Origin of the sequence: Chromobacterium vaccinii, from assembly GCF_001855275.1 — a bacterium.
Classification (GTDB): domain Bacteria; phylum Pseudomonadota; class Gammaproteobacteria; order Burkholderiales; family Chromobacteriaceae; genus Chromobacterium; species Chromobacterium vaccinii.
Genome location: NZ_CP017707.1, coordinates 4,425,872 through 4,451,111 on the forward strand (window position 1 = coordinate 4,425,872; position 25,240 = coordinate 4,451,111).

Here is a 25,240-nt window from a genome sequence, read left to right on the forward strand (position 1 = left end):
GCGGGCATGTTCCGGACGCCGGCATCGGACAGGCTGCCGGCGGGGCTCAGCCGGCCAGCAGCGGCCGCAGCTTGGCGCGGGCGTCGCGCAGGATGTCGGCGGTGGTGTGCCAGTCCACGCAGGGATCGGTCACCGAGCAGCCGTAGCGCAGCTCGGACAGATCGGCCGGGATGGCCTGGTTGCCGGGCTCGATGAAGCTTTCCAGCATGAAGGCGCGGATGCTGCGGTTGCCGTGCCGGATCTGGGACACCGCGTCGGCCAGCACGCGCGGCTGCAGCGCGTGCTGCTTCCACGAGTTGGCGTGCGCGCAGTCCACCATGATGGCCGGCGGGATGTCATGCTTCTTCATCGCCTGTTCGGCCAGCGCAACGCTTACCGAATCATAGTTGGGCCGGCCGCCGCCGCCGCGCAGCACCAGATGGCAGTGCGGGTTGCCGCGGCTGTTCACCACCGTCACCCGTCCATCCTTGCCCATGCCCAGGTAGGCGTGCGGCGCGCTGGCGGAGACGATGGCGTTCAGCGCCGCGTCCAGCGAGCCGTCGGTGCTGTTCTTGAAGCCCACCGCGCTGTCCAGCGCCGACGCCAGTTCGCGGTGGATCTGCGATTCGGTGGTGCGCGCGCCGATCGCCATCCAGCTATAGAGGTCGGCCAGGTACAGCGGCGACATCGGGTCCAGCGCCTCGCCGGCCAGCGGCAGGCCCAGCTCGGCGGAGGCCAGGAGGAAGCGGCGGGCGATGTGCATGCCCTCGTCCACGCAGTAGCTGTCGTCCATGTAGGGGTCGTTGATCAGGCCCTTCCAGCCCACGCTGGTGCGCGGCTTTTCAAAGTAGGCCCGCATCACGATCAGCAGCGTGTCGTTCAGTTCGGCGGCCAGCTCCGCCAGCCGGGCGGCGTAGTCCAGTCCGGCGCGCGGGTCGTGGATGGAGCAGGGCCCCACCACCACCAGCCAGCGCGGGTCGTCGCCGCTCAGCACTTTTTTCACCGCGTCGCGGCCGGCATGGACCGAGGCGCTGGCGCGCGCGCTGGCCGGCAGGCTGCGCAGCAGTTCGGCGGGGCTGGCCATCGAGCGGTAGTCGGCCTGGCTGGATGGCGGCGCGTGGCCGTGTTCGGGCGCGAGTAGGCCGTGATCCGGCCTTGCAAGCGTTGTCATGATGTTCTCCACAGGATGATCCGCAAACGAGCCGCGGATTCAGCCCGTCGTTTGCGGCAGGGCCGGCGCGCGGCCCCGGTGTCGGCGACAGGGCGGCCGCGCGCCGACGGCGCGCAGGCCTTCTTCCCGTCGCGGGGGCCGCATGTTCAGGCGGCCAGGGTGGCGCCGCCGTCCACCACGATGTCCTGCATCGTGACGTGGCCGGCCAGGTCGGAAGCCAGGTACAGCACCGCGCCGGCGACATCGGCCGGGGTGGCCAGCTTGCCCAGCGGAATGCCCAGGCGGAACGCTTCCGGCTTGCCGGCGATGGTGCGGGCGGCGCCGTGCTCGTCCTGCCACATGCCGCGCAGCATCGGCGTGTCGGTGGAGCCGGGCGACACCACGTTGCAGCGCACGCCGTACGGCGCCAGCTCCAGCGCGGCGTTGTGGCTGAGGCTGGCCATCGCCGCCTTGGACGCGCCGTAGGCGGCCATGTCGATGCGCGGCACGTGGGCGGCGTTGGAGGCGACGTTGACGATGGCTCCGGCGCGGCGCGCCTTGAAGTGCGGCATCAGCGCGCGCAGCAGGTAGAACGGTCCGCTGACGTTGACGGCCAGGCATTGCTGCCAGTCGTCGACCGACAGCGCGTCGAACGCGCCCAGGCGCAGCACGCCGGCGGCGTTGACCAGCACATCGGGCAGCGCGTCCTCTTCGGCCAGGCGGCGGCACAGCGCGGCCACGGCGTCGGCGTCGCGGATGTCCAGCGGCAGTTCGCGCATCACGCCGCAATGCGCGGCCGCTTGTTCGAACTGCAGGTCCAGCGCCACGACGCGCGCGCCGGCTTCGACGAAGCGGCGCGCCACCTCGCGGCCTATGCCCTGGGCCGCGCCGGTCACCCACACGCATTGGCCGGTGAAATCCAGTCCGACCATGATCAGGCCTCCTGCGGCAGCTTGGCCTGGATGGCGGCCCACCAGCCGTCCAGCGTCAGGTCCTGGGCCAAATCTTCGAAGCCGATTTCCAGACCCAGCTTTTGCCATTGCGCCACCAGCTCCATCACGCGGATGGAGTCCAGGCCGTAGTCCAGCAGGTTGTCGCCGCCGGCCAGGCTGTCGTCGCCGTCTTCCAGCACGGTCAGCACCTGGGCTTTCAGCCATTCGCGGGTCAGCGCGGCGTCGCCGCCGGCAACCGCGAGGTCCGACTGCGCGATCACCGCGCCGCAGCGGGTGGCCACGTAGCGCAGCGCCATCTTGTGCTCTTCCTCGCTGAAATCGGCCACCGCGTCGCCGACCATGAAGGCCTGGATGTCGCGCATGAAGGCGTCGCAGGCGGTCATCATGCAGCCGATGTGGGCGTAGACGCCGCAGATCACCAGCTGGTCGCGGCCCCAGGTCCGCATTCTTTCCTGCAGGTCGCTGCGCTGGAAGGCGCTGTAGCGCCATTTGACCAGCACGGTGTCCTGCTCGCGCGGGGCCAGCCGCGGCGTCACCACTTGCACCGCCGGATCGGCGGTGGTCAAGCCCGGGCCCCACATATCGTTCAGCAGCGCGCGGTCTTCCGGTTTCTGTTCGGTGGGCTGCGCGGTGTAGATCACCGGCACGCCGTGGCTGTCGGCCCAGCGGCGCAGCGCCTCCACCTTGCCCACCAGTTCATTGACCAGCGCGCTGTCTTCGCCGTAGAAGGCGAGGAAATAGCGCTGCATGTCATGGATCAGCAGCGCGGCGCGCTTGGGCTCCACGCGCCAGGCGGTCTTGTTGGCGGGGAAGTCGGCCGCCTGCGGCAGCGGGTAGGCGTTCAGCTTGGGAATGCTCATGGTGTTCAGGCTCCGGCCGCGGCGGCCAGCATGCCACGCAGCGCTTGTTTGTCTATTTTGCCGACGTGGGTCAGCGGCAGGGTGCTTACCAGTTCGAAGCGGTCGGGCAGCTTGTAGTCGGCCACGCCCTGCTCGCGCAGGAAGCGGCGCAGCGCCACCGATTTCAGCCCGTCCTCATGCGCCACCACGTAGGCGCAGCTTTTCTCGCCCAGCATCGCGTCGGGCATCGCCACCAGCGCGGCCTGGGCCACTTGCGGGTGTTGCAGCAGCAGGTGTTCGATCTCCTCGGCGGCGATCTTCTCGCCGCCGCGGTTGATCTGGTCTTTCACCCGGCCGACCACGCGCAGATAGCCGCGCTCGTCGGCCACCACCACGTCGCCCGAGTAATAGAAGCCCTCGTTGTCGAACACGCGGGCGTTGTGCTCCGGGGCCAGGTAGTAGCCGCGGAAGGTGTAGGGGCCGCGGGTGGCCAGCATGCCGGGCGCGCCGATCGGCACCGGGTGGCCGGCTTCGTCCACCACTTTCACTTCGTCGGCGTCGCTCAGCGGCCGGCCCTGGCAGCCATAGACGATGTCGTCGCCGTCGTCCAGGCGGGTGTAGTTGACCAAGCCCTCGGCCATGCCGAACACCTGTTGCAGCTTGCAACCCAGCACTTCCGGCACCTGGCGGGCGGTGGCTTCGGCGAAGCTCGCGCCGCCGACCTGCAGCAGCTTGAGGCTCTTCAGCTGGGACTCGCGGCCGGGCGCGGCCTGCAGCCACAGCGCGACGGCCGGCGGCACCAGCGCGGCGATGTCCACCTGGTGGCGCTCCACCAGCGCGAAGCAGGCCAGCGCTTCCGGATTGGGCGCCAACACCACCGCGCCGCCGGCGTGGAACACGCCGAGCGCGCCCGGCGAGCTGAGCGGGAAGTTGTGCGGCGCGGGCAGCGCGCACAGGAAGCGGGTGCGCGGGCCGAGCTCGCAGATCTCGGCGCTGCGGCGCACGCTGTAGAAGTAGTCGTTGTGGGTGCGCGGAATCAGCTTGGGCGTGCCGGTGCTGCCGCCGGACAGCTGGAAGAACGCCACTTCGTCGGCGGCGCTGGGGCCGGCCTCGGCCGGCAGGCCGCCGCAATCCCGCTCCAGCACGGCTTCCAGCTCGTCGTTGGCGAACAGGCGCACGCTCAGCGCCGGCGAGATGGCAGCCAGCTCGTCCGCCATCGCGTCGTCGCCGAACAGCGGGTGGCGGCGGTCGGCGATCAGCAGCTTGGGCTGGATCTGGCGGGCGTAGGCCGACAGCTCCAGCTTCTGGTGGCTGAACAGCGCGTTGACCGGCGCGGCGCCGATCTTGAACAGCGCGAACAGCGCGATGTAGAACTCGGCGACGTTGGGCAGCTGCACCAGCGCGGTGTCGTGGCGGGCCACGCCGCGCGCCAGCAGCCAGGCGGCCAGGTTGTCGGAGCGGCGGTCCAGCTCGGCGTAGCTGATCTCGCGCTCGCCGCACAGCACGGCCGGCGCGTCGGGTCGCTCGCGGCATTGCCGGGCCAGCATCTCGGTCATCGGCTGGTCGTTCCAGTAGCCGGCGGCGCGGTAGCGCGCCGCCAGGTCGTCGGGCCAGCGGGTGAAGGCTACGCTCATGCCGCCGCCTCCTGGCCGGACAGGCCGAAGGCGCCCAGCATGGTGCCCAGCTTGGCCTGGGTTTCCGCCCATTCCGATTCCGGTGTGGACGCGGCGACGATGCCGGCGCCGGCGAACAGCCGCACGCGGGTATCGGCCACGGTGGCGCAACGTATGGTCACCGCCCATTCGCCGTTGCCATGCTCGTCGCACCAGCCGACGATGCCGCTGAACACGCCGCGCTCGAACGGTTCGATCTCGCGGATCAGCTGGCGGGAAGCCTGGGTGGGGAAGCCGCAGATCGCCGGCGTCGGGTGCAGGCGGCAGGCCAGCTGCAGAATCGGCAGCGAGGCGTCGGAGAGCACGCCGTCTATCTGCGAGCCCAGGTGCCACATCGCGCGGGTGCCCAGCAGCGACGGCGCGGACGGGATGGACAGCTTGGCGCAATAGGGGCCCAGCACGTTCTGGATGTCGTCGATGACCAGGCTGTGCTCGTAATGGTCCTTGGACGAGTCCAGCAGCCTGGCGCTGGCGGCGGCGTCGGCCGCCGGGTCGCTCTGGCGCTTGGCGGAACCGGCCAGCGGGAAGGTGCGCACGCGCGCGCCTTCCTTCTGCAGCAGCAGCTCGGGGCTGACGCCCACCAGGCGGCCGCCGTCTGAGAGCGGCAGCTGGAACTGGTAGCCGTTGGGGTTTTGCGCGCACACGGCGTCGAACACGCGTTCCGCCGACACCGGGCGGTCGAAGTCCACCTCCAGCACGCGAGACAGCACCGCCTTGCGGATTTCGCCATGGCTGAACTGTTCGATGGCTTGGCTGACGGCGGCCTTGAAGCCTTGCTCGTCCGGGATGCTGCGCGAGCCGACCACCTTGCTGCCGTCGCCGGCGCGCTGGGCGGCCGCCTGCAAGCGTTCTTGGCGGTCGAAGAAGGCGTGGCGGGCGGGGATGAACAGTTCGGACGGCTGGTCGATGTCGAAGGGAATGGCGCCCATCAGCACCGGGGAGGCGATGCCGTCGGCGCGGGCGCGGGCGAAGGCTTCCGCCACTTCTCGGGAGAACGCGCTGTCCGGATCGAGGGCGCCGCGTGCGGGGGTGTGGATGCGGGCATGTACACCGGCGGCCTTCAGGCTGCGGTGGGACGACATGAAATAAAACTCGCCGTCTTCGGCGCTGCCGGTCGTGGCCGACTGGGTGTGCATGGCTTGACTCCGATGATAATGATAATAATTATCGTTCAATGTATATTCAAAGTAATCGCCTGTCAATCGCCGAATACCCCTGTTCATGCCTTGGGAATATTGGAAAATTGCGCAATCGGGCTTGGATGGAAAATAAAATCCATTTTGCCGACGCAGGGGAGGGGCGAAGCCCGGCGCGAGAGCGCGCGCCGGGCGTGGGGCTTCAGGCGCGGTTCAGTCGGCGCGACAGTTCCTCGCCGATGCGGCGCATCGGTTCCGGATCGCTCATGCCGAAGTGGTCGCAGTCCAGCTCCATGCAGTCCAGCTTGCCCTGTAGATAGGGCTGCCAGTCGGCCGGCGTCGGCGCGTCACCGGGATGGCGGCCGGCGCGGAACAGCAGCATGTCGCCGGTGTAGGTCGGCGTGCGGCTGTCGCGGAACAGCCGCATGCCGTGCAGCGAGGCCTGGCCCAGCTTTTCCAACGCGGCGCGGCCCAGCGGCGCCAGCGGGCTGCCGGCGCGCAGCAGGCGCTGGTAGATGGCGTCGTTGTCCAGCGGCAGGCCGTCGGCGTCGGCGTCCACCTCGCCGTTGACGCTGAGCACCGTCACCAAGGCGTCGTGCAGGGTCGGCTCGGGCCGGCCTTGCCAGCTGCTGACCGGGTAGCTGTCCATCAGCGCCAGCAGCTCAACGGTTTCGCCGGCGTCGGAGAGCGCGGCGGCCATCGCCTGCGCCAGCGCGCCGCCCAGCGACCAGCCCAGCAGCCGGTAGGGGCCATGCGGCTGGACGTCGCGCATGCGGGCGACGTAGTCGGCCACCATCGCGTCGAAGCTGGCGGGCAGCTCGCCCTGGATGCCGGTGGCCTGCAGGCCGTAGATGGCGGTGTCCGGCAGGTGCCGCGCCAATCCCAGGTAGCACCAGGACAGGCCTTCCGCCGGATGCAGGCAGAACAGCGCCGGCAGCTTGCCCGGCTGAATGGTCAGCAGCGGCGCGAATTCGCCGCCCTGGCTCGCCGATGGCGGCCGGTGCGCTGCCGGCGCGTTCAGCGCCTGCGCCAGCGCGGCGACGGTGTTGTAGCTGAACAGCGCGGATACGGCGACTTCGCGTTGCAGCAGCTGGGCCAGCCGGTTGGCGGCCTGGATCGCCTGCAGCGACTTGCCGCCCAGCGCGAAGAAGTTGGCGTGCGGGCCTTCCGGCATGCGGCCCAGCACCTGGCTCCACACTTTCATGATCTGCCGCTCCAGCGGCGTGGCCTCGGCGGCAGGGGACGCGTTGCGGTCCGGCGCGTCATCCATGGCGGCCAGTTGCTTGCGGTCTATCTTGCCGTTGACGTTGCGCGGCAGTTGCTCCAGCCATTGCCAGCGGTCGGGAATGGCGGCGGCGGGCAGCCGTTCGGCCAATTGGCGGCGCAGCGCGCCGGCGTCCGGCTCCGCGTCGGCGGCGAGGAAGGCGGCTAGCGTGCAGCCGCCGCCGGCCAGCGGCAGGCCGATCACCGCGGCCTCGCGCACGCCGGGGCAGGCTAGCAGCGCGTTTTCCACTTCGGCCGGGTCGATGCGCAGGCCGCTGATCTTCAATTCGTGGTCCAGCCGGCCGAGGAAGCGCAGCTGGCCGCCCTGCCAGACCGCGCGGTCGCCGGTGCGGTAGGCGCGCGGCGCGCCGGGCAGCGCGTCCAACGCCACGAAGCGGCGGGCGGTCAGCTCGTCGCGGCCCAGGTAGCCGATGGCCAGCGCGTCGCCCAGCAGGCACAGCTCGCCTTCCTCGCCCTGCGCCACCGGCTGCAGGCCTGCGTCGACGATGGCGGCGCCCACGCCGGGGCGCGGCAGGCCGATGGGAATGTCGTCGCCGCCGTCCCATACCGCGGAAGGGCCTGCCAGCGCGGCGCCGGTGGCGATGATGGAGGTCTCGGTGGGCCCGTAGCTGTTGAGCAGCGTGGCGTCCGGCAGCAGCTCGCGCCAGCGGCGCGCGCGCTCTGGCAGCGCGGCCTCGCCGCCGATGATGGCGAGGCGGACGCGGGACAGCCGGCCGGCCAGTTCCGGCGTCAGCGCGTAAGCGAACTCATGCCAGAAGGCGGTGGGCAGGTCCAGCACGTCTATCTTCAGCCGTGCGATGGCGTCGGCGAAGGCGGGCATCGATTCCAGCATCGCGTCGTCGCGCAGCGCCAGCGTGCCGCCATGGCACAGCGCCAGGAAGATTTCCTCGATGCTGGCGTCGAAGTGCAGCGGCGCGAACTGCAGGATGCGCTCGCCGGCCCGGACGCGGTAGAACTGGCCGGCGCTGGAGACGAAGTGGGCCAGCGCGCGGTGGCCGACCAGCACGCCGTTGGGCTTGCCGGTGGAGCCGGAGGTGTAGAGCAGGTAGGCCGGGCTGTCGACGCCGGCGGCGCAGGCGTGCAGGCGCGGCGCGTCTTCGCCCGGCGCTTCGTCCAGGCACAGCGCCGGCGCGTCGCCGCACAGCGCGGCCCAGCGACGATGGGTCAGCGCCAGCCGGGGGCGGGCGTCGTCCAGCGCCATGGCCAGGCGGGCCGATGGGCCGAGCGGATCGAGCGGGACATAGCAGCCGCCGGCCCACAGCGTGCCGAGGATGGCGACGATGGCGTCCACCGAGCGCGGCAGCAGGATGGCGACGCGCTCGCCGTCCTCCAGGCCCTGGGCTTTCAAGCGGCCGGCCAGCGCCCGCGCCCGGTCCAGCAGCGCGCGGTAGCTGAGGGCCTGGCCTTCGCCTTCCAGGGCGGTCGCGTCCGGCCGGGCGGCGGCCTGCGCGGCCAGCCGCTCCATCACCGGGACCGCGGGCTGCTCCAGCGCCGGGCCTTGCAGGATGGACAGCGGCGGCAAATCCGGCAGCAAGCTCGCCAGCGGCGTGGCGGGCTCGGCATGGGCCAGTTGGTCGAGCCACTGCGGCAAGTCATGCCACAGCGCGTCCAGGCGTTCAGCCGGATAGGCGTCCGGGTGGGCTTCCAGGCTCAGCCGCCACTCGGTGTTGAGCAGGCTGATGTTGATCGACAGGTCTTCCACCGGGCCGGAGCTGATCGGCCGGATGCGGGTTTCCAGGCCGTCGAACGGCGCGTGGCGGTCGAAGGGCATCAGGTTGAGCACCGGGCCGAACAGCCGCTGGCGGCCGTCCAGCCGGCCCAGATCGCCGCGCAGCCATTCGTAGCGGTAGCGCTGGTGGGGGCGGATGTCGCGCAGGCCGGCGGCGGCCTGCCGGGCCAGCTCTCCCAGGCTGCGGGCCGGGTCCAGCCTCAGGCTGAGCGGCGCGATGTTCATCGCCATGCAGGGCACGCCCAGCGCGGCCGAGCCCATGCGGTTCATCACCGGCAGGCCCAGCGTGATCGCGCGCTGCCCGCCGTGCCGGGCCAGCCAGGCCGCCGCCGCCGCCATCAGCCAGGCGGCCCAGTTGACGCCGCAGGCCTTGGCCGCGCGCTGCCAGGCGTCGATCTGGCCGGAAGTCAGCGCGCGGCTGGCCTTGCGCACGCCGTCGGCCAGCGGCTGGGGCGGGGCCAGCGTGGCGGCGGCGGGGAAGGTTTGCTGCCGCGCGGTCCAGAACGCCTGGTCGCGCTCGCGCTGTGCGGACGCCTGATAAGCCTGGTCTTCCGCCAGCACCGGCTCTAGCCGCCAGTCGGGCAGCGGCGGCGCGTCCTGTCCGCGCAGCGCGGCGTTGTAGCGCGCGGCCACGACCTTGCTCAGCAGGCCGTAGGCGAAGCCGTCCAGCGCGATGTGATGGGTTTGCACGTACCACAGGCAATGGCGCGGTCCCAGCTGGATCAGCGCGCTGCGGTACAGCGGATCGACGGCCGGATCGCAGGGCTGGGACAGCGCCCCGCGCATCCAGGCGGCGGCCGCGGCTTCGGGATCGGATTCGCCGCTCAGGTCGTGCCAGGGCAGCGGCTGGGGCGAGCTGCGCCGCGGATGCTGCCACAGCGTCTCGCCGTCGAACTCGAAGCGCATGTTCAGCGCCGGGCAATGGGCAAGCGCCTCGGCGGCGCAGGCGCGCAGAATGCCGGCGTCCAGCGGGCCTTTCAGCTCGATGGCCTCGGCGGTCCAATAGCCGGGATTGTCGGGCGCCAGGCGCTGGCCCATCCAGATGCCGTGCTGGGCGTAGCTGACGGGAAGGCGGGGGGAGGTCTCGGTCATGAGGATGTCTGCCTGTTATTGTTCCGGCCGCTTGGGCGGCGCTTGAGCGAAGGCTGACATCATAAATGCGATTGAATATCAATTTCAATCGCATTGCGTGAGAAAAGAGAGAATTCAATCCGGCGGGACTACGCTGGCCGTCCCGCCGGGAGGGTCAGCCTGCGGCCAGGCCGTCCACCAGCACGTGGGGCACGCCTTGCGAGCAGCGCTCCACCCGGCCGTTGACGCCGTAGACCGCTTGCAGCGTGGCGGCGTCTATCACCTGGTCCGGATCGCCGTTGGCCAGCAGTTGGCCGGCCTTCAGCATCAGCGCTCGGTCGGCGTGGCGCAGCGCCGCGTTCAGGTCGTGCAGCACGATCACCGTCACCATGCCGCGGCGGCGGGTCTCGCGCCGCAGCAGGTCCATCACGTGGAACTGGTAATTCAGGTCCAGCGCCGACAGCGGCTCGTCCAGCAGCAGCACAGCCGGCTCGCGTATCAGCGCCTGGGCGATGCCCACCAGCTGGCGCTGGCCGCCGGAGAGCTGGTCGAGGAAGCGCAGCGCCAGGTGGTCGATTCCCAGCGACTGCAGCAGCGCGAACACCTGCTGGTCGTCGTGGCGGCGGAACAGGCCGGCGGCGGTGGCCTGGCCGGCCACCATCAGCGATTCGAACACCGTCAGATGCACGCAGGGCGGCAGCGTCTGCGGCAGGTAGGCCACCTCGCCGCGTTGGCGGCTGAGCGGGCGGCCGCGCAGGCGGACCAGGCCGTCGCCGCCCTGCAAGCCGGCCAGCGCGCGCAGCAGGGTGGACTTGCCGCTGCCGTTGGGGCCGAGCAGGGCGGTGACCTCGCCCGCCCGCATACAGGGGACGGACAGCTTGTCGATGACGCGGCGCTTGCCGTAGCTGACCGACAGGTTTTCGATGGACAGCTGATCGCTCATGTCCGGCCTCCGTTGCGCAAGACGATGACGATGAAGAAGGGGATGCCCACCAGCGCGGTGACGATGCCCACCGGCACGATGACGCCGGGAATCAGGTTCTTGGTGACCACCGAGGCCATGGACAGGATGGCCGCGCCGGTCAGCGCGCTCACCGGCAGGTAGAAGCGGTGATCCTCGCCCACCAGCTTGCGGGCGATGTGCGGCGCGATCAGGCCGATGAAGCCTATGGTGCCGACGAAGGCCACCGCCAGCGCGGTGAGCAGGCTGGCGCGCAGCAAGGAGGTCAGCCGCAGCCGGCGCACGTCGATGCCGAAGCTGGCGGCGCGGTCCTCGCCCAGGCGCAGCGCGGTCAGCCGCCAGGAATTGGCCAGCGACCACGGCAGGATCAGCGCGAAGGCGGCGAAGATCAGGCCGATCTTGGGCCAGTCGGCGCGCGACAGGCTGCCCATCAGCCAGAACACCAGGTCCTGCAGCGCGTCGGCGGTGGAGACGAATTGCAGCAGCGAGACCAGGGCGTTGAAGCTGAAGAACAGCGCGATGCCGAACAGCACCACTCCGCTGGCCGCCATCCGCGTCCAGCGCGCCACCAGGTCGAGCAGCAGCGCCGAGCCCAGCGCGAACACGAAGGCGTTGACCGGCAGCATCCACGAGGCGGGAATGCCGGGCAGGCTGATGCCCAGCAGCAGCGCCAGCGCCGCGCCGAAGGCGGCGGCCGGCTGCAGGCCCAGCGTGAACGGGTCGGCCAGCGGATTGTGCAGCACGGTCTGCATCTCCGCCCCGGCCAGGCCCAGCGCCAGGCCAGCGCCGACGGCGATCAGCGCGTAAGGCAGGCGGATGTCCCAGACGATGACGGCGGTGGCCGGATCGGCGGCGGACGGCTCCAGCAGCGTGCGCCAGAACTCGGCCAGCGGCATGCCGCTGGCGCCGGTGGCGACGTCCAGAGACAGCGACAGCGCCAGCAGCGCCAGCAGGCCGGCCACCAGCAGCAGCCGGCGCAGCAGCGCGCGGCGGTAGTCGCCGCTCACCGCGGCGGCGGTGAGCGGGGGCAGGGCGGACTCGCTCATTTGCCTCCCTTGACCCAGTAGGTGCCTTGCGGCGGGATCGCCAGGAAGTCGCGGTGCAGCTGCTGCCAGCTGGCGTCCGGGTCCAGCTTGGCGAAGCGCGTCGGCTGCAGCGTCTTGGCGAAGGCTTCCAGCAGCACGATGTGGTAGGGCGTGTTGTAGAAGTGGTGCCAGGCGCCGAAGGTGCGGCCGTCGCGCACCGCGGCGAGCGCGCCCACCGGCTTGCGCGCGGCGGCGCGGGCCAGCGATGCGCGGGCCTGGGCCGGCGAGATGTCGGCGCCGAACTGGATGCCGATCTTGTCGGCCGCGTCGGCGGTGCCGGTGCCGATGTACCAGTCGGGCTTGGAGGCCAGCACGTGCTCCATGTTCACCTCGCCCACCGCGCCGGGAATCAGCTTGTCGCCGATATTGACGCCGCCGGCGGCGTCCACCAGCTCGCCCAGGCTGCCCTTGCCGGCGCTGGTGACGTTGGGGAAGGCTGCGGCGCGCAGGTCAAGGAAGACCTTGGGCTTCTGCTGCGCGGGGATGGCGGCCACCGTCTTGCGGATGGCGTCTATCCGGCTTTGGTAGAAGCGGATGAAGCGCTCGGCTTCGGCCTCGCGCTGCAGCGCCTGGCCCATGATGCGCAGGCTGGGCACGGTGTGCTCCAGCGGCGCGTTGCGGAAATCGACGAACACCACTGGAACCTTGGCCGCCTGCAGCTGCTGGACGATGGGGTTGTTCAGGCCCGGGCCATGGCCGGAGATGCTGAAGATGGCGATGTCCGGCTTCAGGGTCAGCACCTTTTCGGCGCTGACCGAGTTCTCGCTGGTCTTGCCGATCAGCGGGATGCGGTCGATCTCGGGAAAGCGTTTCTTGTACTGGGCGTAGGTTTGCGGGTCCAGCTGGCGGAAATCGCCCTGCCAGCCGGCGACGCGCGCCAGCGGCTGTTTGCCTTCCAGCAGCGCCAAGGAATAGAACAGCCGGCCTTCGCCCAGCAGGATGCGGTTCACCTTGGCCGGCACTTCCACTTTGCGGCCGGCGATGTCGGTGACGACGGCGGCTTGGGCCGATAGCGAGGCGGCGGCGATCAGCGCGGCGGCCAGCAGGCGGGAGAATACGGTCTTCATCGGGCGCCCTTTACTTTTGCCAGTCGAGCTTGAGTTCCGGTTGCTTGGCCATCAGGCCCAGGTGCTCGTCCATGATGAATTCGATCTTGGCCAGCTTGTCGGCCGCGTCCGCCGCGCACACCATGTCCAGCGTGTCGCCTTCGCGCTGGATGTCGCAGGTGCCGATGGGGAACTGCACGTGGGCGCGCTCGGTGTCGAAATCCACCGGCACCTTCAGCGCGTAGTGCTTGCACAGTTTGTACAGCACCTTGTCGGCGTTGGCGGTGGTGAGGGAGGCGCGGCTGCTCAGCATGATGATTTCTCCATTCTTTTAAAACGGGAACAGGCAGTTGGCGGACCGATGGGGTCCGGCAACTGCCGTGCGTAGCTTCCCGTCCGCTTTTGCGGCGCGGACGGGGAGCGCGGGGTTTAGAACTTGCCGGTCAGGGTCAGCCAATAGCGGCGGCCCTCGTCGACCATCCAGTTGCCGTTAAGCGGACCGTTGCCGGTTTTGGCTCGATTGCCAGGGCGGTCGTCGATGGCGACTTTGCGGTCGCCGATGTTGTATACGGCAAAGTTAACGTCGAAGGTCTTGTTGATGTGGTAGGTGCCGCCCAGGTCCCAGGTGCTGGAACCGCCTCGGGTCCGCACTCCATTGGCACCGTTGCGGTACGCCGCGTAGTACTGCTTACCTTCGAAGTTCAAGCGAGTGTACAGATCCAGCTTCTCTACCGGATTCCAGGCCAGCTTGACGTTGCCGGCGTGCTCCGGTGTCTTGTCCAGCGGCATGCCCTCCAGCGACTGGCCGGAGAAGGTGGTTTCCTTGCCGCCGTGGCGTTTGGATTTGGTGTAGGTGTAGTTGCCGGACAGAGTCCAGCGCGGCGCGAATGTCCAGCTGCTAGAGAACTCCAGACCATGGATGTTTACGGAGTCAACATTGTCGTAGACATACACTTCAGTCATCTGGCCTGCTTTGGTGACTAGCTGGCTTGTGTACTGGCTGGTGCCATAACTGACGACTTTATTTTTAAACTGGTTGTAAAACAGCGTAGCGTTGGCTTGCAGGTCTCGATTGTTGTCGAAGTGCAGGCTGGCTTCGTAGGAGGTACTTTCCTCCGGCTTCAGTTTCCCATTGCCGCACAAAAGCCCGGCGCCTTTATTGGTGCTGATGCAATAGCCCTCAGTGCTTTGGCGTATGGTTGGCGCTTTAAAGCCCTTGCCAATGCCTCCTTTTAGCGTCCAATTCGCGTTCAGTTGATCTACCAGATACAGGCGTGGCGTGAAGTGGCTGCCAAACACGCTGTGATGGTCAAGGCGACCGCCGCCGGTCAGCTTCAGGCTGTCGGTAATGTCGTAGGTGTCTTCGGCAAACAGCGCCCAAGTGTTGACGGTGATTTTGTTCGGATTGGCGGGACCATTGAGACCGGGAATGTCGTCCTGCGCGCGCATCTTGTCGCCAACCTGCTTGCCGATTTGAGTGCCGAGCTTCAGTGTGTGCCTGTCGAACAGGAAGGAGAGCTGACCGTCCAGCGTGGTGTTGGTCAGTTTCATGCCTTTGCCGTCATCGACATTGTTGGCGCTGTGGCTCGGTTTCTCGATTTCCTGATATAGCGCGACATTGGAACGGATGATGCCGTACTTGCCGTTATGGCTCAGGCTCCAGTGGTCTCGAGTGTCGAAATAGTCGTCCTTACTACCACTAGGTGCAACGCTTTTGCCAGGGGTGGTGGTTTTACGCAGCTCGTTATGGCCTGCCTCAAACGTGATTTCATGATCCTTGCTTGGAGTGAAGCTAAGTTTGGCATTGATGTCGCCGACGTGGGCGGCATCCTTCCCGCCATCTAAGCTTTTCGAGTAGTAAATATTGTCTTCGGCCTGGTTGTTCAGCGCGCCGTACAGTTGCAGCGACAGCAGGTCTTTCACCAGCGGGCCGCCGACCCAGAAGCTGCTCTGGCCGGTGTTGCCTTCATCGGAGTGCTCGGTGATGGTGCCGCCCAGCGTCATCGAACCGTGCCATTCCTTGGGAGCCTTGCGGGTGATGATGTTGACTACGCCGCCCATCGCATCGGAGCCGTACAGCGACGACATCGGGCCGCGCACCACTTCGATGCGCTCGATCGCTTCCATCGGCGGGATCTGATACTGCTGGAAACCGCCGGTGCCGCGGCTGCGGGATTCGCGGGTGTTCTGGCGGCGGCCATCCACCAGGAGCAGCGTGTATTCGCCGGGCAGGCCGCGGATGGAGATGTCCTTGTCCCCCGGACCGGAGCCATTGATGCTGACGCCTTCCAGATCCTGGATCGCGTCGGCCAGGTTGGTGAACGGTTTCTTTTCCAGATCTTCGCGGGTAATCACCGAGATGCTGGCCGGGGCTTCCTTGATTTTCTGCTCGTAGCCGGTGGCGGTCACCACCACCGAGGGCAGCACCGTTTCGGCGGCGTGCGCGGCGGGCAGGTAGAGGGCGCCGACGGCGGCGGACAGCATGGCCAGGCGGAATGCCGGGCGCGCGAGGTGCGGGGAGCGCTTGTTTTTCATTGTATTGGTCATACCCAGAGTGTTCATCACGGAACGCATATCCAATTGGCAAGCCGGCTGGCGCATCGCAAGCCGTTCCGATCATGACGCCGGATTAGATTTGCGCAATGAATGTCAATTGAGCGGACCATTATCACATCGACTTATTTTGAACACAAATAGGAATCGTTTTTATTCGCATAAAGACCGCGCATGACGGGCTTGGCAAGCGCATCGAGCGTGCGCAAGAGCATGAATTTGTTGGGGATTGGCGTGAAATTCCACCATGTTGCAAGAAGATGACATCGCAACGGCGTTTTTACGGAATCCGCGCAAGCCCATTGCGCAAAGTTTGCATTGCGCCAGTCCTAATTGGCAGTACCGCTTGCGCGCCACTCAGAATACCAATTAAATACCAATGCCGTTTGCATCGCGCATGGCCGGGCAACGGCGAGAGCTCCGGACGCGCGCGCCCGGAACGCCATGGTGGATAGCGAGGGAGTGGACGATGGGCGTGAAGCGATTACTGGGCGCGGCCGTGCTGGCCGCCTTGTCGGCATGGGCGTGGGCCGCGCCGGATGCGGCGGCGCTGGGGCAGAGCCTGTCGCTGAAAATTGCGGTGGACACCAATAAGGGCGCGGCCGCCGGCGCGCCGTGCTCCGACCTGGGGGCGGACTGGGCGTCCTGCCTGAAAGGGAGGCTGATCCTGGAGAACAAGGGCGGGCAGGCGGTGGCGCCCGGCGGCGGCTGGAACCTGTATCTGCACAGCATCCGCCGCATTTTGAAGCTGGACACGCCGCAGTTCTCCCTCCGCCACATCACCGGCGACCTGTACCAAGTCACCCCCACCGACGCTTTCCAGGGCCTGGCGCCCGGCCAGAAGCTGGAACTGCCGCTGATAGACGAATACTGGATCCTGCAGGAAAGCGACGTGCTGCCCCGGCCCTATGTGACGGTGGACGGCCAGCAGCCGGCGCTGCTGCGGCACGACAGCAGCGACGAGGCCAGCTATCTGCTGCCGCTGGCCGGCGACAACTGGAAAAATCCGGCCGGCGAGCTGCGGCCGCTGGCCACGCCGGAACAGCGCTACCGCGCTTTCAGCCAGCGCGGCCCGCAGCTGTCCGCCGCGCAGGCGGCAAACCGCGTCATCCCGGCCACATTGCGCCAGCAGCTGGGCGGCGGCGAGCTGCTGGTTCGCGGCCTTAACCTGAACCTGTCCGGGGTCAGCCCGGCGCAGCGGGACGCGCTGGCGCTGCGCGCGGCGCAGCTGGGCCTACGCAACGAGGGCGTCAATGTCAGCGGCGGCGTGGCCGGCGCCCGCCTTCCGGCCGACATCGCCGTGTCCGGCGGCTACCGGCTGCTGATCGGCCAGCAGGGCGTGAAGGTGGAAGGCTTTGACGCCGCCGGCGTGTTCTACGGCGTGCAGACCCTGCTGGGCCTGCTGCCGCAGGGCGGCGGACAGGTGCGCTGGATGACGGTGGAGGACGCGCCGCGCTATGTCCACCGAGGCTTCATGGCCGACCTGGCGCGCAACTTCAAGCAGCCGGCCACCGCGCGCCGCCTGATAGACCAGATGGCCGCCTACAAGCTCAACAAGCTGCATCTGCATCTGTCCGATGACGAAGGCTGGCGTTTGCAGATTCCCGGCCTGCCGGAGCTGACCGACGTCGGCGCGCGCCGTTGCCATGACTTGAGCGAAACCCAGTGCCTGGTGCCGCAGCTGGGCTCCGGCCCGGCCAACCAGTCCGGCGGCGGCTATCTGACCCGCGCCGACTACATCGCGCTGGTGAGCTACGCCCAGGCCCGCTTCATCGAGGTGATTCCGGAGTTCGACATGCCGGCGCACGCCCGCGCCGCGGTAGTGTCGATGGAGGCGCGCTACCGCAAGCTGATGGCCCAGGGCCAGCCGCAGGCGGCGGCCGAATACCGGCTGCTGGACCCGCAGGACCAGTCCAACACGCTGTCGGTGCAGTTCTATGACCGCCGCACTTATTTCAATCCCTGCGTGCCGGGCAGCGGCCGCTTCGTGTCCAAGCTGGTGGCCGAGGTGGCGCAGATGCACCGCGAGGCCGGCCAGCCGCTGCAGACCTGGCACTTCGGCGGCGACGAGGCCAAGAACATCTTGCTGGGCTCCGGCTTCCAGGACGCCAGCGGCAGCGACCCGTCCAAGGGCAAGGTCAATATGGCGCAGCAAGACAAGCCGTGGGGCCGCTCGCCGGCCTGCCAGGCGCAGATCGCCAAAGGCAAGTTGAAGAGCGTGGACGACCTGCCGCTACGCTTCGCGCGCGAGGCCAGCCGCATCGTTACCCAGCAGGGCATTCCGACGATGGCGGCGTGGCAGGACGGGGTGGCCGGCTCCAGCGGCGCGTCCGATTTCGCCACCCGCAACACCATGGTCACCGAATGGGACACGCTGTACTGGGGCGCGGCGCAGGCGGTGAACGGCTACGCCGCCAAGGGCTTCAAGACCGTGCTGGCGCTGCCGGACTACCTGTACTTCGACTTCCCCTACGAGCTGAACCCGCGCGAGCACGGCTATTACTGGGCCTCGCGCGACACCGACAGCTACAAGGTGTTCAGCTTCGCGCCGGACAATCTGCCGCAGAACGCCGAAGTGATGCCGGACCGCCAAGGCCAGCCGTTCGCAGTGACCAGCTCCGCCGCGCCGGCGCGGTACGCCGGCATCCAGGGCCAGGCCTGGACCGAGGTGATGCGCACCGACGCCGAGTTCGAAACCATGGTCTATCCGCGGCTGTTGGCGCTGGCCGAGCGCGCCTGGCACAAGGCCGGGTGGGAGCGGCCGTACAAGGTGGGCGAAACCTACCAGCTGGGCGTCACCAAGCTGGTGGACAAGGCGGCGCTGAACGCAGACTGGCAGCAATTCGCCGCGGTGCTGGGCTGGCGCGAGGCCGGCAAGCTGGAGCGCGCCGGCATCGGCTACCGGGTATCGATGCCGGCTGTGCTGCCGGACGCCAACGGCATTTCGGTGACGACCGAGTGGCCGGGCGCGCGCCTGCAGTATTCGCCCGATGGCCATAGCTGGCAGAACTATCTGCCCGGCTTGCAGGTACAGGCGCGCTACTGGCGCGGCGTCACCCAGGATGGCCGCCGAGCCGGAAGGGTGGAGGTTCTGTCCGGGCAGTGAGCGGCATGGGGCGCGGGCAAGACGCTTGACCGCGTTTTGAAAGCCGAGGTCTTCGCATGGAGTTCGCGGATTGACTGGAAAGGAACGGCGGGTCGTCGGCCCGCTGTTTTCGTTGGAGTGGAGATTTGAAAAGCATGGGCTTGGCCAAGCTGCCGACTGGCAGCATCTCGGCCAAAGTTGTCCCCGCATGCGGGATGAAAGATGGCTGTTTTCGCATTGGAAGCCGCCGTATAAGCATCTGGCAAACGGAGGGCGATTCAGTTGACACTCCCCCGCTGAACTGCGAACCTTCCGGCTTCAATTTCTTTGCCATTTCCCGCCATGAAAATCACCGCCAACACCGCAGTCACTCTGCGCATGAAAGTCACCGACAGCCAGGGGCTGGTTTACGACGATGGCAAGCACCCTGTCTCCTATCTGCACGGCGATTACGACAACCTCTTCCCCAAACTGGAAGCTGCGCTTGAAGGTCAGGAATCAGGCTTTCAAACCACGCTGGAGCTCGCGACTGAAGACGCCTTCGGCGCACGCGACGAAGCTCTGGTCACCACTATGCCCAAGACCGACTTCCCGCCCGGCGTCAAGGTAGGCGGACAGATCCAGCGCCTCGGCCCGGATGGCGAGCCGCGTTACTATTTCGTCACCAAGATCAAAGGCCCGACCGTATTGCTGGACGGCAACCACCCGCTTTGCGGCAAAACCCTGCGCTTCGCCCTCAAAGTTGTGGACGTGCGTGAGGCAACCGCCGAGGAAATTGCCCACCAGCATGTGCATGGCGAGCACGGGCATCAGCACTGACACAGCCCGCCCCGCACAAACAAAGCCCTCCCCATCCGGGAGGGCTTTGTTTTGCCTGGCCCCCGCCTTCTATTGGGAGGGAGTGATCTGCTCCTGATTCGCGCCGCTTGCTAGCTCAGCTTGGAGAGCTCGACGCGCTCCCTTTCGGATGGCCGCACTTTATTCCTGGCGCGGATAGCGGCCATTCTTGATTGCTGCGAATTGATCAGAAGTTCGGCCGAATCGGCCAATCATGCTCTTGTGCTAGCATGAGTGTTATCGATCACCAGCGGCGCTTTAGCCTTCCGGGAACGGATTGGCGGCAACCTGCCCGGTATTCGACAGGCAGGCACATTCAGGCGAGCGGCGACAGGATGGAATATGTCTGAGCGCGACATCAAACTACATGGCAGCTGGCGGTTGGTTTCTTTTGATCTGGAGCTGCGGGAGTCCAAGGAACGCACCCAACCATGGGGCGCGGAGCCCAATGGCCACCTTATTTTCGGCGCCGATGGACGGATGATGGTGCTGGTCACTGCCAAGGAGCGGGAGCCGGGGAGCGCCGACGCGCAACAGGCGGCGCTGTTCCGTACCTTGATGGCCTATACCGGACGGTATCGGATGGATGGGGACAGCTTCATCGTCAAGGTGGATACCTGCTGGAACGAGGCCTGGAACGGCACCGAGCAGCAGCGTTTCTACAAGCTCGACGGCGACGCGCTGGAAGTCTTCACCGCCTGGATGCCGAACCCCTTGGCGGCGGGGAATGCAATGGGAAGAGGCGTGCTTGGGTTTGCGCGGGAGTAGTTGCCTGCGCAGAGTGGGCAGCCAGCTATTTCCTGGGCCAGAGTTTGGCTATTTGCTCTAAAGTAATAAACAATAAGCAAGTTCTAAGCAGGTGGGGTTGTCCGCGTTGTTTAATGCAAATGGATGTGACTGTGCGGTGCAAAATGAAATTGACATCAATATCAATGGCACTCCTTTGTATGGCATTCATTGGCACTGCTGCTGCCAGCTCATTTGTCGTGGGCGTAGAAGAGATTGACTATTATCCGCTGCATAGCTGCATCAATGGAAAATTTTCCGGGTATGGCAGGGATTTGCTTGATGCATTTGCAAAGCAATCCGGCCATTCATTTACTTATACGCCACTTCCGGTTTCAAGGTTATTCCATACATTTCTGAACGACAGTTCGATTGATTTCAAATATCCAGACAACCCGCATTGGCAAGCTGATCTGAAAAAAGGAAAATCCGTCCTCTATAGCGATCCAGTCGTGAATGTGATTGAAGGGTTGCTAGTGAAGCCTGAGAAAGTGGACCAGCTATCACCGGCTTCCCTTAAAACCATCGTGACCATGCGGGGGTTCACGCCTTGGCCTTTTGAGCAGGCCATGCGGCAAAAGATCAATAATGGAACCATCCGGGTCTATCAGGAGGATTCATTCAGCAAGGTGATCAGTTTGGGGATGACTGGACACTACGATGCCGTCTATGCCAGTCCGATAGTCATCAATTATTACCTTGATGAGATTGTCCACAAGCCAGGCGCGCTAGTCTTTGATAGAAAGCTTCCCTTTGAAAGCAGTGATTTTTCTCTTTCCAGCATCCGGCAAGGCGATGTAATCAAGCAATTCAATGAATTTCTTGCCAAAAACCAGCCTTTGGTTATGGAGCTCAAGAAAAAGTACCGGCTGACTGACAAAGCGACTCAATGAATTAAGGCGAGTAGCTTGGGTTGAGCTTGCGAAGCCCAGCCTAATAGGATTTTCGATGAGTATCTCGGTAAATGTTGGGCTTCATTGCATTCAGTTCAACCTACGTTCCACTACCTATAATCTTGAATTGTAGAAGGCTGATATCTATCTATGGACAGCAGCCGCCATGGCTGAAAATGGGAGAAAGTCAGAATGCTAAGCTCTATCAAACCTGGTCCGAAACCGAAGAAGGAAGATGGGACGGATGATCGTCGCCGGCATGTAGATCCGCCGAACGCACCAAAGCATCCGACACTGCCAGTCCACGATCCAAAGAAGAAGTAACTGGGTACTCAGAGCCTGCATAGTAGTACGACTAATAGTGATCAGAACAAAAAAGCCTTCCCATTTCGGGAAGGCTTTTTTACAAGTACTAGCCCCGTTCTCTGTTGAAGATAAGCCTCACTTTCCCTACCGAAACAAGGCCGGGCTGTGCTGCAAGCGAGTCGTGGCGATGCCGCCGCCGCTGCTTGAACTGCCGGCCGCCGCGAAACAGGCGGCCTCGCCTTCCACCTGCAACGCGACAGTTTCGCCCGGCTGCGGGCAGCGGTGGCCGGGGACGCGGGCGGCGAGCAGGCCGCCGTCGTCCAGTACCAGCCGCACGCTGGCGTCGTGGCCATAGAAGCTGATGTCCAGCACCCTGGCCTGCACGCCGGCGTCGCCGGCTGGCAGCAGGCGGATCTGTTCCGGGCGCAGCAGCACGGTCACGTCTCCCTGCGGCATGCCGTCCAGCAGCGGCAGCCGTCCCAGCGCGCATTGCGCTTCGCCGCCGTGGGCGCGGCCGGGCAGCAGCACGGCGTCGCCGACGAAGTCTGCCAGTTCCGGGCTGGCCGGGCGCTGGTACAGCGCCAGCGGCGCGGCCACCTGCAGCAGCCGGCCTTGCCACAACACCGCCACCCGGCGGCCCATGGTCAGCGCCTCGGCCTGGTCGTGGGTGACCATCAGCGCGGTAGTGCCGCTGGCGGCCAGCGCGTCGGCCACCGCCTGACGGGTTTCGGCGCGCAGCGCGGCATCCAGCGCAGAGAAGGGCTCGTCCAGCAGTACCAGAGCCGGCTTGGGCGCCAGCGCGCGCGCCAAGGCGACCCGCTGTTGCTGGCCGCCGGACAGCTGCTGTGGCGCGCGGCCGGCGAAATCGGCCGGCAGGCCCACCATGTCCAGCAGCTCCGCCACCCGGCGCCGTTCGCGGCGCTCGGCGCGCGGCAGGCCGAACACGATGTTGTCGGCCACCGACAGGTGGGGAAACAGCGCGCCTTCCTGCGGCACGTAGCCGATCTGGCGTTTTTCCGGCGGCAGGTGCAGCTGCGGGCTGCTGACCAGCTTGCCGCCGATGACGATGCTGCCCTCGTCGCAGCGCTCGAAGCCGCACAACAGCCGCAGCAGCGTGGTCTTGCCGCTGCCGGACGGGCCCAGCAGCGCCAGCAGCGAGCCTTGCTCCACGGTGAGGCTGATGTCGTCCAGCACCCGGTGCGTGCCGAAGCGCTTGCCCAGCTTCTCTATCTTCAGTTCCGACATGGCGGCTCTTCCTGTTGATTCCATGGTTGCGCCTGGCCGCCCAGCACCGCGCCGCGTCCCAGGCAGGACATCAAGAGCCAGGTGGCGGACAGCGACAGCGCGATCAGGATGGCCGCGTACGGCGCGGCGGCGGCGAAGGCCAGCGCGGCGGTGTCGGCCCATACCTGGGTGGCCAGCGTCTCGGTGCCTATCGGCGCCAGCAGCAGGGTGGCGGTCAGTTCGGTGATCACCGAGATGAACACCAGGCTGGCGGCGGCGCCCAGGCCGGGGGCGGCCAGCGGCAGCACCACCCGCCACAGCGATTGCCACCAGTTGAGCCCCAGCGAGCGCGCCAGCTCCTCCAGCCGGCTTTCCGCCTGCAGCAGCGCGCTCCTGACGCTGACCAGGGCCAGCGGCAAAAACATGATGGCGTAGGCCAGGGCCAGCATGGCCGCGGTCTGGTACAAGGGTTTCAGCCACTGGATGGCCAGGTTGACCAGCGCCAGCGCGATGACGATGCCGGGCACGCCCTGGGCCAGATACACCACCCGTTCCAGCAGGTGGGCCAGCCTGCCCGGATGGCGCGCCAGCAGGTAGCCCAGCGGCAGCGCCAGCAGCGTGGTCAGCGCAGCGGCGGACAGGCCCAGGCCCAGCGAAGAGGCGGCGGCGGACAGCAGCAACTGCGGCGACACCTCGGCCGGCGTCACTGCGTCCGCGCCCGGCTGCAGCGTCCAGTACAGGATGGTGGCGATGGGCGCCAGCAGCGTGGCGGATGCCTGCAGCAGCAGCCAGGCCAGCGCCGGCCAGCGTTTCCAGCCCAGCTCCAGCCGGCCGGCGGCGCGCCGCGCGCCGCGGTCCAGTCGCTGGTAGCGGCCCTGGCCGCGCACGCGCAGCTCGGCCAGCAGGATCAGCACGCCGGCCGCCATCAGCACGCTGGCCAACAGCGAAGCGCCGGCGCTGTCGAAGCTGGCGCGGTATTCGGCGTAGATCTCGGTGGTGAAGGTGTGAAAGTGCAGCAGCATGAAAGCGCCGAACTCGGACAATGTGGACAGCGCCACCAGCAGCATGCCGCCCAACAGCGCCGGCTTCAGCTGCGGCAGCGTCACCCGCAGGAAACAGGCCCATGGCGACAGGCCCAGCGCGCGCGCGGTTTCCTCCAGCGCCGGGTCCATATTGCGCAGCACCGCCGACACCGGCAGGTAGACCAGCGGCGTGTAGGCGGTGGTCAGCACCAGCCAGGCGCCCCAGAAACCCTGCAGCTCCGGGCTGATGGACACCCAGGCGAAGCTGGTGATGAAGGGCGGAATCGCCAGCGGCGCGACGCACAGCAGCGCCCACAGCTTGTGGCCCGGCAGCCGGGTGCGCTCCACCAGCCAGGCCGAGGCGGTGCCTGCCGCGGCGCAGCTGGCGGTGCTGGCCAGCACGATCAAGACGGTGTTGCCGGCCAGCCGGGCGACGATGGGGCGGAACAGCAGCTCGGCGGCGGCGCCGCCGCCGTAGCTGATCGCCTGCCACAGCGTGAAGCCCAGCGGCAGCAGCACCAGCGCGGCCGCCAGCGCGGCGCAGGCGGTGAGGCCCAGCGGCCGCCGACGGGCGCCGGCGGCCAGGCGCAGGACCGCGGCGTTCATTTACAGCAGCCCCGCCTGGCGCAGCAGCTTGGCCGACTGGCTGTCGTCGCCCAGCTTCTGCATGTCCAGCGGCGGCGGGTTCAGCTGGTTGAAGGGCTTCAGCTGCGGGGCCGGGGCCACGCTGGGCAGCAGCGGGTATTCAAACGAGATGTTGCTCTTGGCGATCAGCTGCTGGGCGCGCGGGCTGACCAGGTAAGCCAGGAACTTGTGCGCCGCGTCGGCGTTGCGCGCGGTTTTCAGGATGCCGGCGCCGGACACGTTGATCAGCGCGCCGACGTCGGCATTGCCGAAGTGGTAGAGCTGGCTGTGCATGCCCTTGCTGCCCAGTTGCATCTGCAGGCGGGTCCAGTAATAGTTGTTGATGATGCCGACGGCGACGCCGCCGCGGTTCACCGCCGCCACCACGCCCTCGTTGTCGTCGAAGGTCTGGGCGTTGTCGCGCAGGCCCTTCAGCCAGGCCAGCGTCGCCGGCTCGCCCTTCAGCGCGCGCACCGCGCTGACCAGCGGCAGGAAGTCGCCGTCGGACGGGGCGATGGCCAGCTTGCCCTTCCATTGCGGCTTGGCCAGATCCATCATCGAGGCCGGCATCTGGGCGCCGGCGGCCAGCTTGGTGTTGAAGACCAGCACGTTTTCGCGCGCCATCACGCCAACCCACTCGCCCTGCGGCGAGCTGAAGCGCGCCGGGATGGGCGACAGGGTGGCGGCCGGCAGCTTGGCCAGCATCTGCTTGCCTTCCAGCAGCATCAGCTCGGGCGAGTTGGAAGCGAAGTAGACGTCGGCCGGCGAGGCCTTGCCCTCGGCCAGCAGCTGGGCCGACAGCTCCGGTCCTTCGCCGGAGCGGATCTTGACGCCGATGCCGCTCATCTTCTCGAAGTCGTCTGCCAAGAGCTTCACCGTCTGCGGGTGCTGGGCGTTGTACAGCACCAGGCTGGCGGCAAGCGAGAGCTGGCTGGCCGCCAGCAGGCCGCCGGCGAGCAGCGCGGCGATCAGTTTCTTGGTGTTCATTTGTCTTTCCTTTGCAA

At 67.1% G+C, this 25,240-nt stretch carries 18 protein-coding genes; 4 read left to right on the forward strand and 14 right to left on the reverse strand.

What is annotated here, in order from left to right; all coding sequences use genetic code 11:
* Positions 1-46: 46 nt before the first annotated feature.
* The 11 genes from BKX93_RS20555 to BKX93_RS20605 all read right to left on the reverse strand — a co-directional run bounded on the left by BKX93_RS20555 (position 47) and on the right by BKX93_RS20605 (position 15,468).
* Positions 47-1,150, reverse strand: a complete 1,104-nt coding sequence (locus BKX93_RS20555) for a 3-deoxy-7-phosphoheptulonate synthase (RefSeq protein ID WP_222103269.1) — start codon at positions 1,148-1,150, stop codon at positions 47-49.
* A 146-nt stretch (positions 1,151-1,296) separates the two neighbouring features.
* Positions 1,297-2,061 carry a 2,3-dihydro-2,3-dihydroxybenzoate dehydrogenase gene (gene dhbA, locus BKX93_RS20560; protein ID WP_070981143.1) on the reverse strand — a complete coding sequence of 255 codons (765 nt, stop codon included), beginning with the start codon at positions 2,059-2,061 and terminating at the stop codon, positions 1,297-1,299.
* A gap of 2 nt (positions 2,062-2,063) precedes the next feature.
* Positions 2,064-2,942, reverse strand: coding sequence for an isochorismatase (locus BKX93_RS20565; RefSeq protein WP_070981145.1), 879 nt, complete (start codon positions 2,940-2,942; stop codon positions 2,064-2,066).
* Between the two features lie 5 nt (positions 2,943-2,947).
* Positions 2,948-4,555 (reverse strand): (2,3-dihydroxybenzoyl)adenylate synthase, encoded by a 1,608-nt coding sequence (locus BKX93_RS20570; RefSeq protein WP_070981146.1) that lies wholly within the window; start codon positions 4,553-4,555, stop codon positions 2,948-2,950.
* Complete coding sequence (locus BKX93_RS20575) at positions 4,552-5,730, reverse strand: isochorismate synthase (RefSeq protein WP_070981149.1); 1,179 nt, start codon at positions 5,728-5,730, stop codon at positions 4,552-4,554. The genes BKX93_RS20570 and BKX93_RS20575 overlap by 4 nt, the downstream gene beginning before the upstream one ends.
* A gap of 202 nt (positions 5,731-5,932) precedes the next feature.
* Positions 5,933-9,835: a non-ribosomal peptide synthetase gene (locus tag BKX93_RS20580; RefSeq protein WP_070981150.1), complete on the reverse strand. Its 3,903-nt coding sequence runs from the start codon at positions 9,833-9,835 to the stop codon at positions 5,933-5,935.
* A 154-nt stretch (positions 9,836-9,989) separates the two neighbouring features.
* Entirely contained in the window at positions 9,990-10,757 is a 768-nt protein-coding gene (locus BKX93_RS20585; protein WP_070981152.1) for an ABC transporter ATP-binding protein, read from the reverse strand.
* Positions 10,754-11,821, reverse strand: coding sequence for a FecCD family ABC transporter permease (locus BKX93_RS20590; protein ID WP_070981154.1), 1,068 nt, complete (start codon positions 11,819-11,821; stop codon positions 10,754-10,756). The genes BKX93_RS20585 and BKX93_RS20590 overlap by 4 nt, the downstream gene beginning before the upstream one ends.
* On the reverse strand, positions 11,818-12,927 hold the full coding sequence (locus BKX93_RS20595) for an ABC transporter substrate-binding protein (protein WP_070981156.1): 1,110 nt from the start codon (positions 12,925-12,927) through the stop codon (positions 11,818-11,820). The genes BKX93_RS20590 and BKX93_RS20595 overlap by 4 nt, the downstream gene beginning before the upstream one ends.
* Positions 12,928-12,937: 10 nt before the next feature.
* Positions 12,938-13,219: a DUF2218 domain-containing protein gene (locus tag BKX93_RS20600; protein ID WP_046158729.1), complete on the reverse strand. Its 282-nt coding sequence runs from the start codon at positions 13,217-13,219 to the stop codon at positions 12,938-12,940.
* A 116-nt stretch (positions 13,220-13,335) separates the two neighbouring features.
* Positions 13,336-15,468, reverse strand: coding sequence for a TonB-dependent receptor domain-containing protein (locus tag BKX93_RS20605; RefSeq protein ID WP_244887282.1), 2,133 nt, complete (start codon positions 15,466-15,468; stop codon positions 13,336-13,338).
* Between the two features lie 460 nt (positions 15,469-15,928).
* On the opposite strand from BKX93_RS20605, the gene BKX93_RS20610 reads away from it, so the two are divergent.
* The 4 genes from BKX93_RS20610 to BKX93_RS24220 all read left to right on the forward strand — a co-directional run bounded on the left by BKX93_RS20610 (position 15,929) and on the right by BKX93_RS24220 (position 21,060).
* Positions 15,929-18,565 (forward strand): family 20 glycosylhydrolase, encoded by a 2,637-nt coding sequence (locus BKX93_RS20610; protein WP_070981160.1) that lies wholly within the window; start codon positions 15,929-15,931, stop codon positions 18,563-18,565.
* Positions 18,566-18,886: 321 nt separating this feature from the next.
* Positions 18,887-19,363, forward strand: a complete 477-nt coding sequence (locus BKX93_RS20615; protein WP_046158732.1) for an FKBP-type peptidyl-prolyl cis-trans isomerase — start codon at positions 18,887-18,889, stop codon at positions 19,361-19,363.
* Positions 19,364-19,723: 360 nt separating this feature from the next.
* The gene (locus tag BKX93_RS20620; protein ID WP_046168557.1) at positions 19,724-20,149 is read left to right on the forward strand and encodes a lipocalin-like domain-containing protein; all 426 of its coding nucleotides are present in this window, start codon (positions 19,724-19,726) and stop codon (positions 20,147-20,149) included.
* A 179-nt stretch (positions 20,150-20,328) separates the two neighbouring features.
* Positions 20,329-21,060: a substrate-binding periplasmic protein gene (locus BKX93_RS24220; RefSeq protein WP_186009456.1), complete on the forward strand. Its 732-nt coding sequence runs from the start codon at positions 20,329-20,331 to the stop codon at positions 21,058-21,060.
* A 450-nt stretch (positions 21,061-21,510) separates the two neighbouring features.
* Here the strand turns inward: BKX93_RS24220 and BKX93_RS20630 are convergent, their stop codons facing one another.
* The 3 genes from BKX93_RS20630 to BKX93_RS24915 are packed head-to-tail and all read right to left on the reverse strand — an operon-like array spanning position 21,511 to position 25,223.
* A complete protein-coding gene (locus tag BKX93_RS20630) occupies positions 21,511-22,611 on the reverse strand; it encodes an ABC transporter ATP-binding protein (protein WP_070981162.1) in 1,101 nt (366 codons plus the stop codon).
* The gene (locus tag BKX93_RS24910) at positions 22,599-24,218 is read right to left on the reverse strand and encodes an ABC transporter permease (protein ID WP_046168555.1); all 1,620 of its coding nucleotides are present in this window, start codon (positions 24,216-24,218) and stop codon (positions 22,599-22,601) included. The genes BKX93_RS20630 and BKX93_RS24910 overlap by 13 nt, the downstream gene beginning before the upstream one ends.
* Positions 24,219-25,223, reverse strand: a complete 1,005-nt coding sequence (locus BKX93_RS24915) for an iron ABC transporter substrate-binding protein (protein WP_052717679.1) — start codon at positions 25,221-25,223, stop codon at positions 24,219-24,221. It lies immediately after the preceding gene.
* Between the last annotated feature and the right edge of the window lie 17 nt (positions 25,224-25,240).

Bases quoted from the DNA above. Each gene is read 5' to 3' on its own strand.
- BKX93_RS20595 (WP_070981156.1), bottom strand. From the start codon at position 12,927: ATGAAGACCGTATTCTCCCGCCTGCTGGCCGCCGCGCTGATCGCCGCC.
- BKX93_RS24915 (WP_052717679.1), bottom strand. From the start codon at position 25,223: ATGAACACCAAGAAACTGATCGCCGCGCTGCTCGCCGGCGGCCTGCTG.
- BKX93_RS20580 (WP_070981150.1), bottom strand. From the start codon at position 9,835: ATGACCGAGACCTCCCCCCGCCTTCCCGTCAGCTACGCCCAGCACGGC.
- BKX93_RS24220 (WP_186009456.1), top strand. From the start codon at position 20,329: ATGGCATTCATTGGCACTGCTGCTGCCAGCTCATTTGTCGTGGGCGTA.
- BKX93_RS20620 (WP_046168557.1), top strand. From the start codon at position 19,724: ATGTCTGAGCGCGACATCAAACTACATGGCAGCTGGCGGTTGGTTTCT.
- BKX93_RS20600 (WP_046158729.1), bottom strand. From the start codon at position 13,219: ATGCTGAGCAGCCGCGCCTCCCTCACCACCGCCAACGCCGACAAGGTG.
- BKX93_RS20630 (WP_070981162.1), bottom strand. From the start codon at position 22,611: ATGTCGGAACTGAAGATAGAGAAGCTGGGCAAGCGCTTCGGCACGCAC.
- BKX93_RS20565 (WP_070981145.1), bottom strand. From the start codon at position 2,942: ATGAGCATTCCCAAGCTGAACGCCTACCCGCTGCCGCAGGCGGCCGAC.
- BKX93_RS20610 (WP_070981160.1), top strand. From the start codon at position 15,929: ATGGGCGTGAAGCGATTACTGGGCGCGGCCGTGCTGGCCGCCTTGTCG.
- BKX93_RS24910 (WP_046168555.1), bottom strand. From the start codon at position 24,218: ATGAACGCCGCGGTCCTGCGCCTGGCCGCCGGCGCCCGTCGGCGGCCG.
- BKX93_RS20570 (WP_070981146.1), bottom strand. From the start codon at position 4,555: ATGAGCGTAGCCTTCACCCGCTGGCCCGACGACCTGGCGGCGCGCTAC.
- BKX93_RS20585 (WP_070981152.1), bottom strand. From the start codon at position 10,757: ATGAGCGATCAGCTGTCCATCGAAAACCTGTCGGTCAGCTACGGCAAG.
- BKX93_RS20605 (WP_244887282.1), bottom strand. From the start codon at position 15,468: ATGAACACTCTGGGTATGACCAATACAATGAAAAACAAGCGCTCCCCG.
- BKX93_RS20615 (WP_046158732.1), top strand. From the start codon at position 18,887: ATGAAAATCACCGCCAACACCGCAGTCACTCTGCGCATGAAAGTCACC.
- BKX93_RS20555 (WP_222103269.1), bottom strand. From the start codon at position 1,150: ATGACAACGCTTGCAAGGCCGGATCACGGCCTACTCGCGCCCGAACAC.
- BKX93_RS20575 (WP_070981149.1), bottom strand. From the start codon at position 5,730: ATGCACACCCAGTCGGCCACGACCGGCAGCGCCGAAGACGGCGAGTTT.
- BKX93_RS20590 (WP_070981154.1), bottom strand. From the start codon at position 11,821: ATGAGCGAGTCCGCCCTGCCCCCGCTCACCGCCGCCGCGGTGAGCGGC.
- dhbA (WP_070981143.1), bottom strand. From the start codon at position 2,061: ATGGTCGGACTGGATTTCACCGGCCAATGCGTGTGGGTGACCGGCGCG.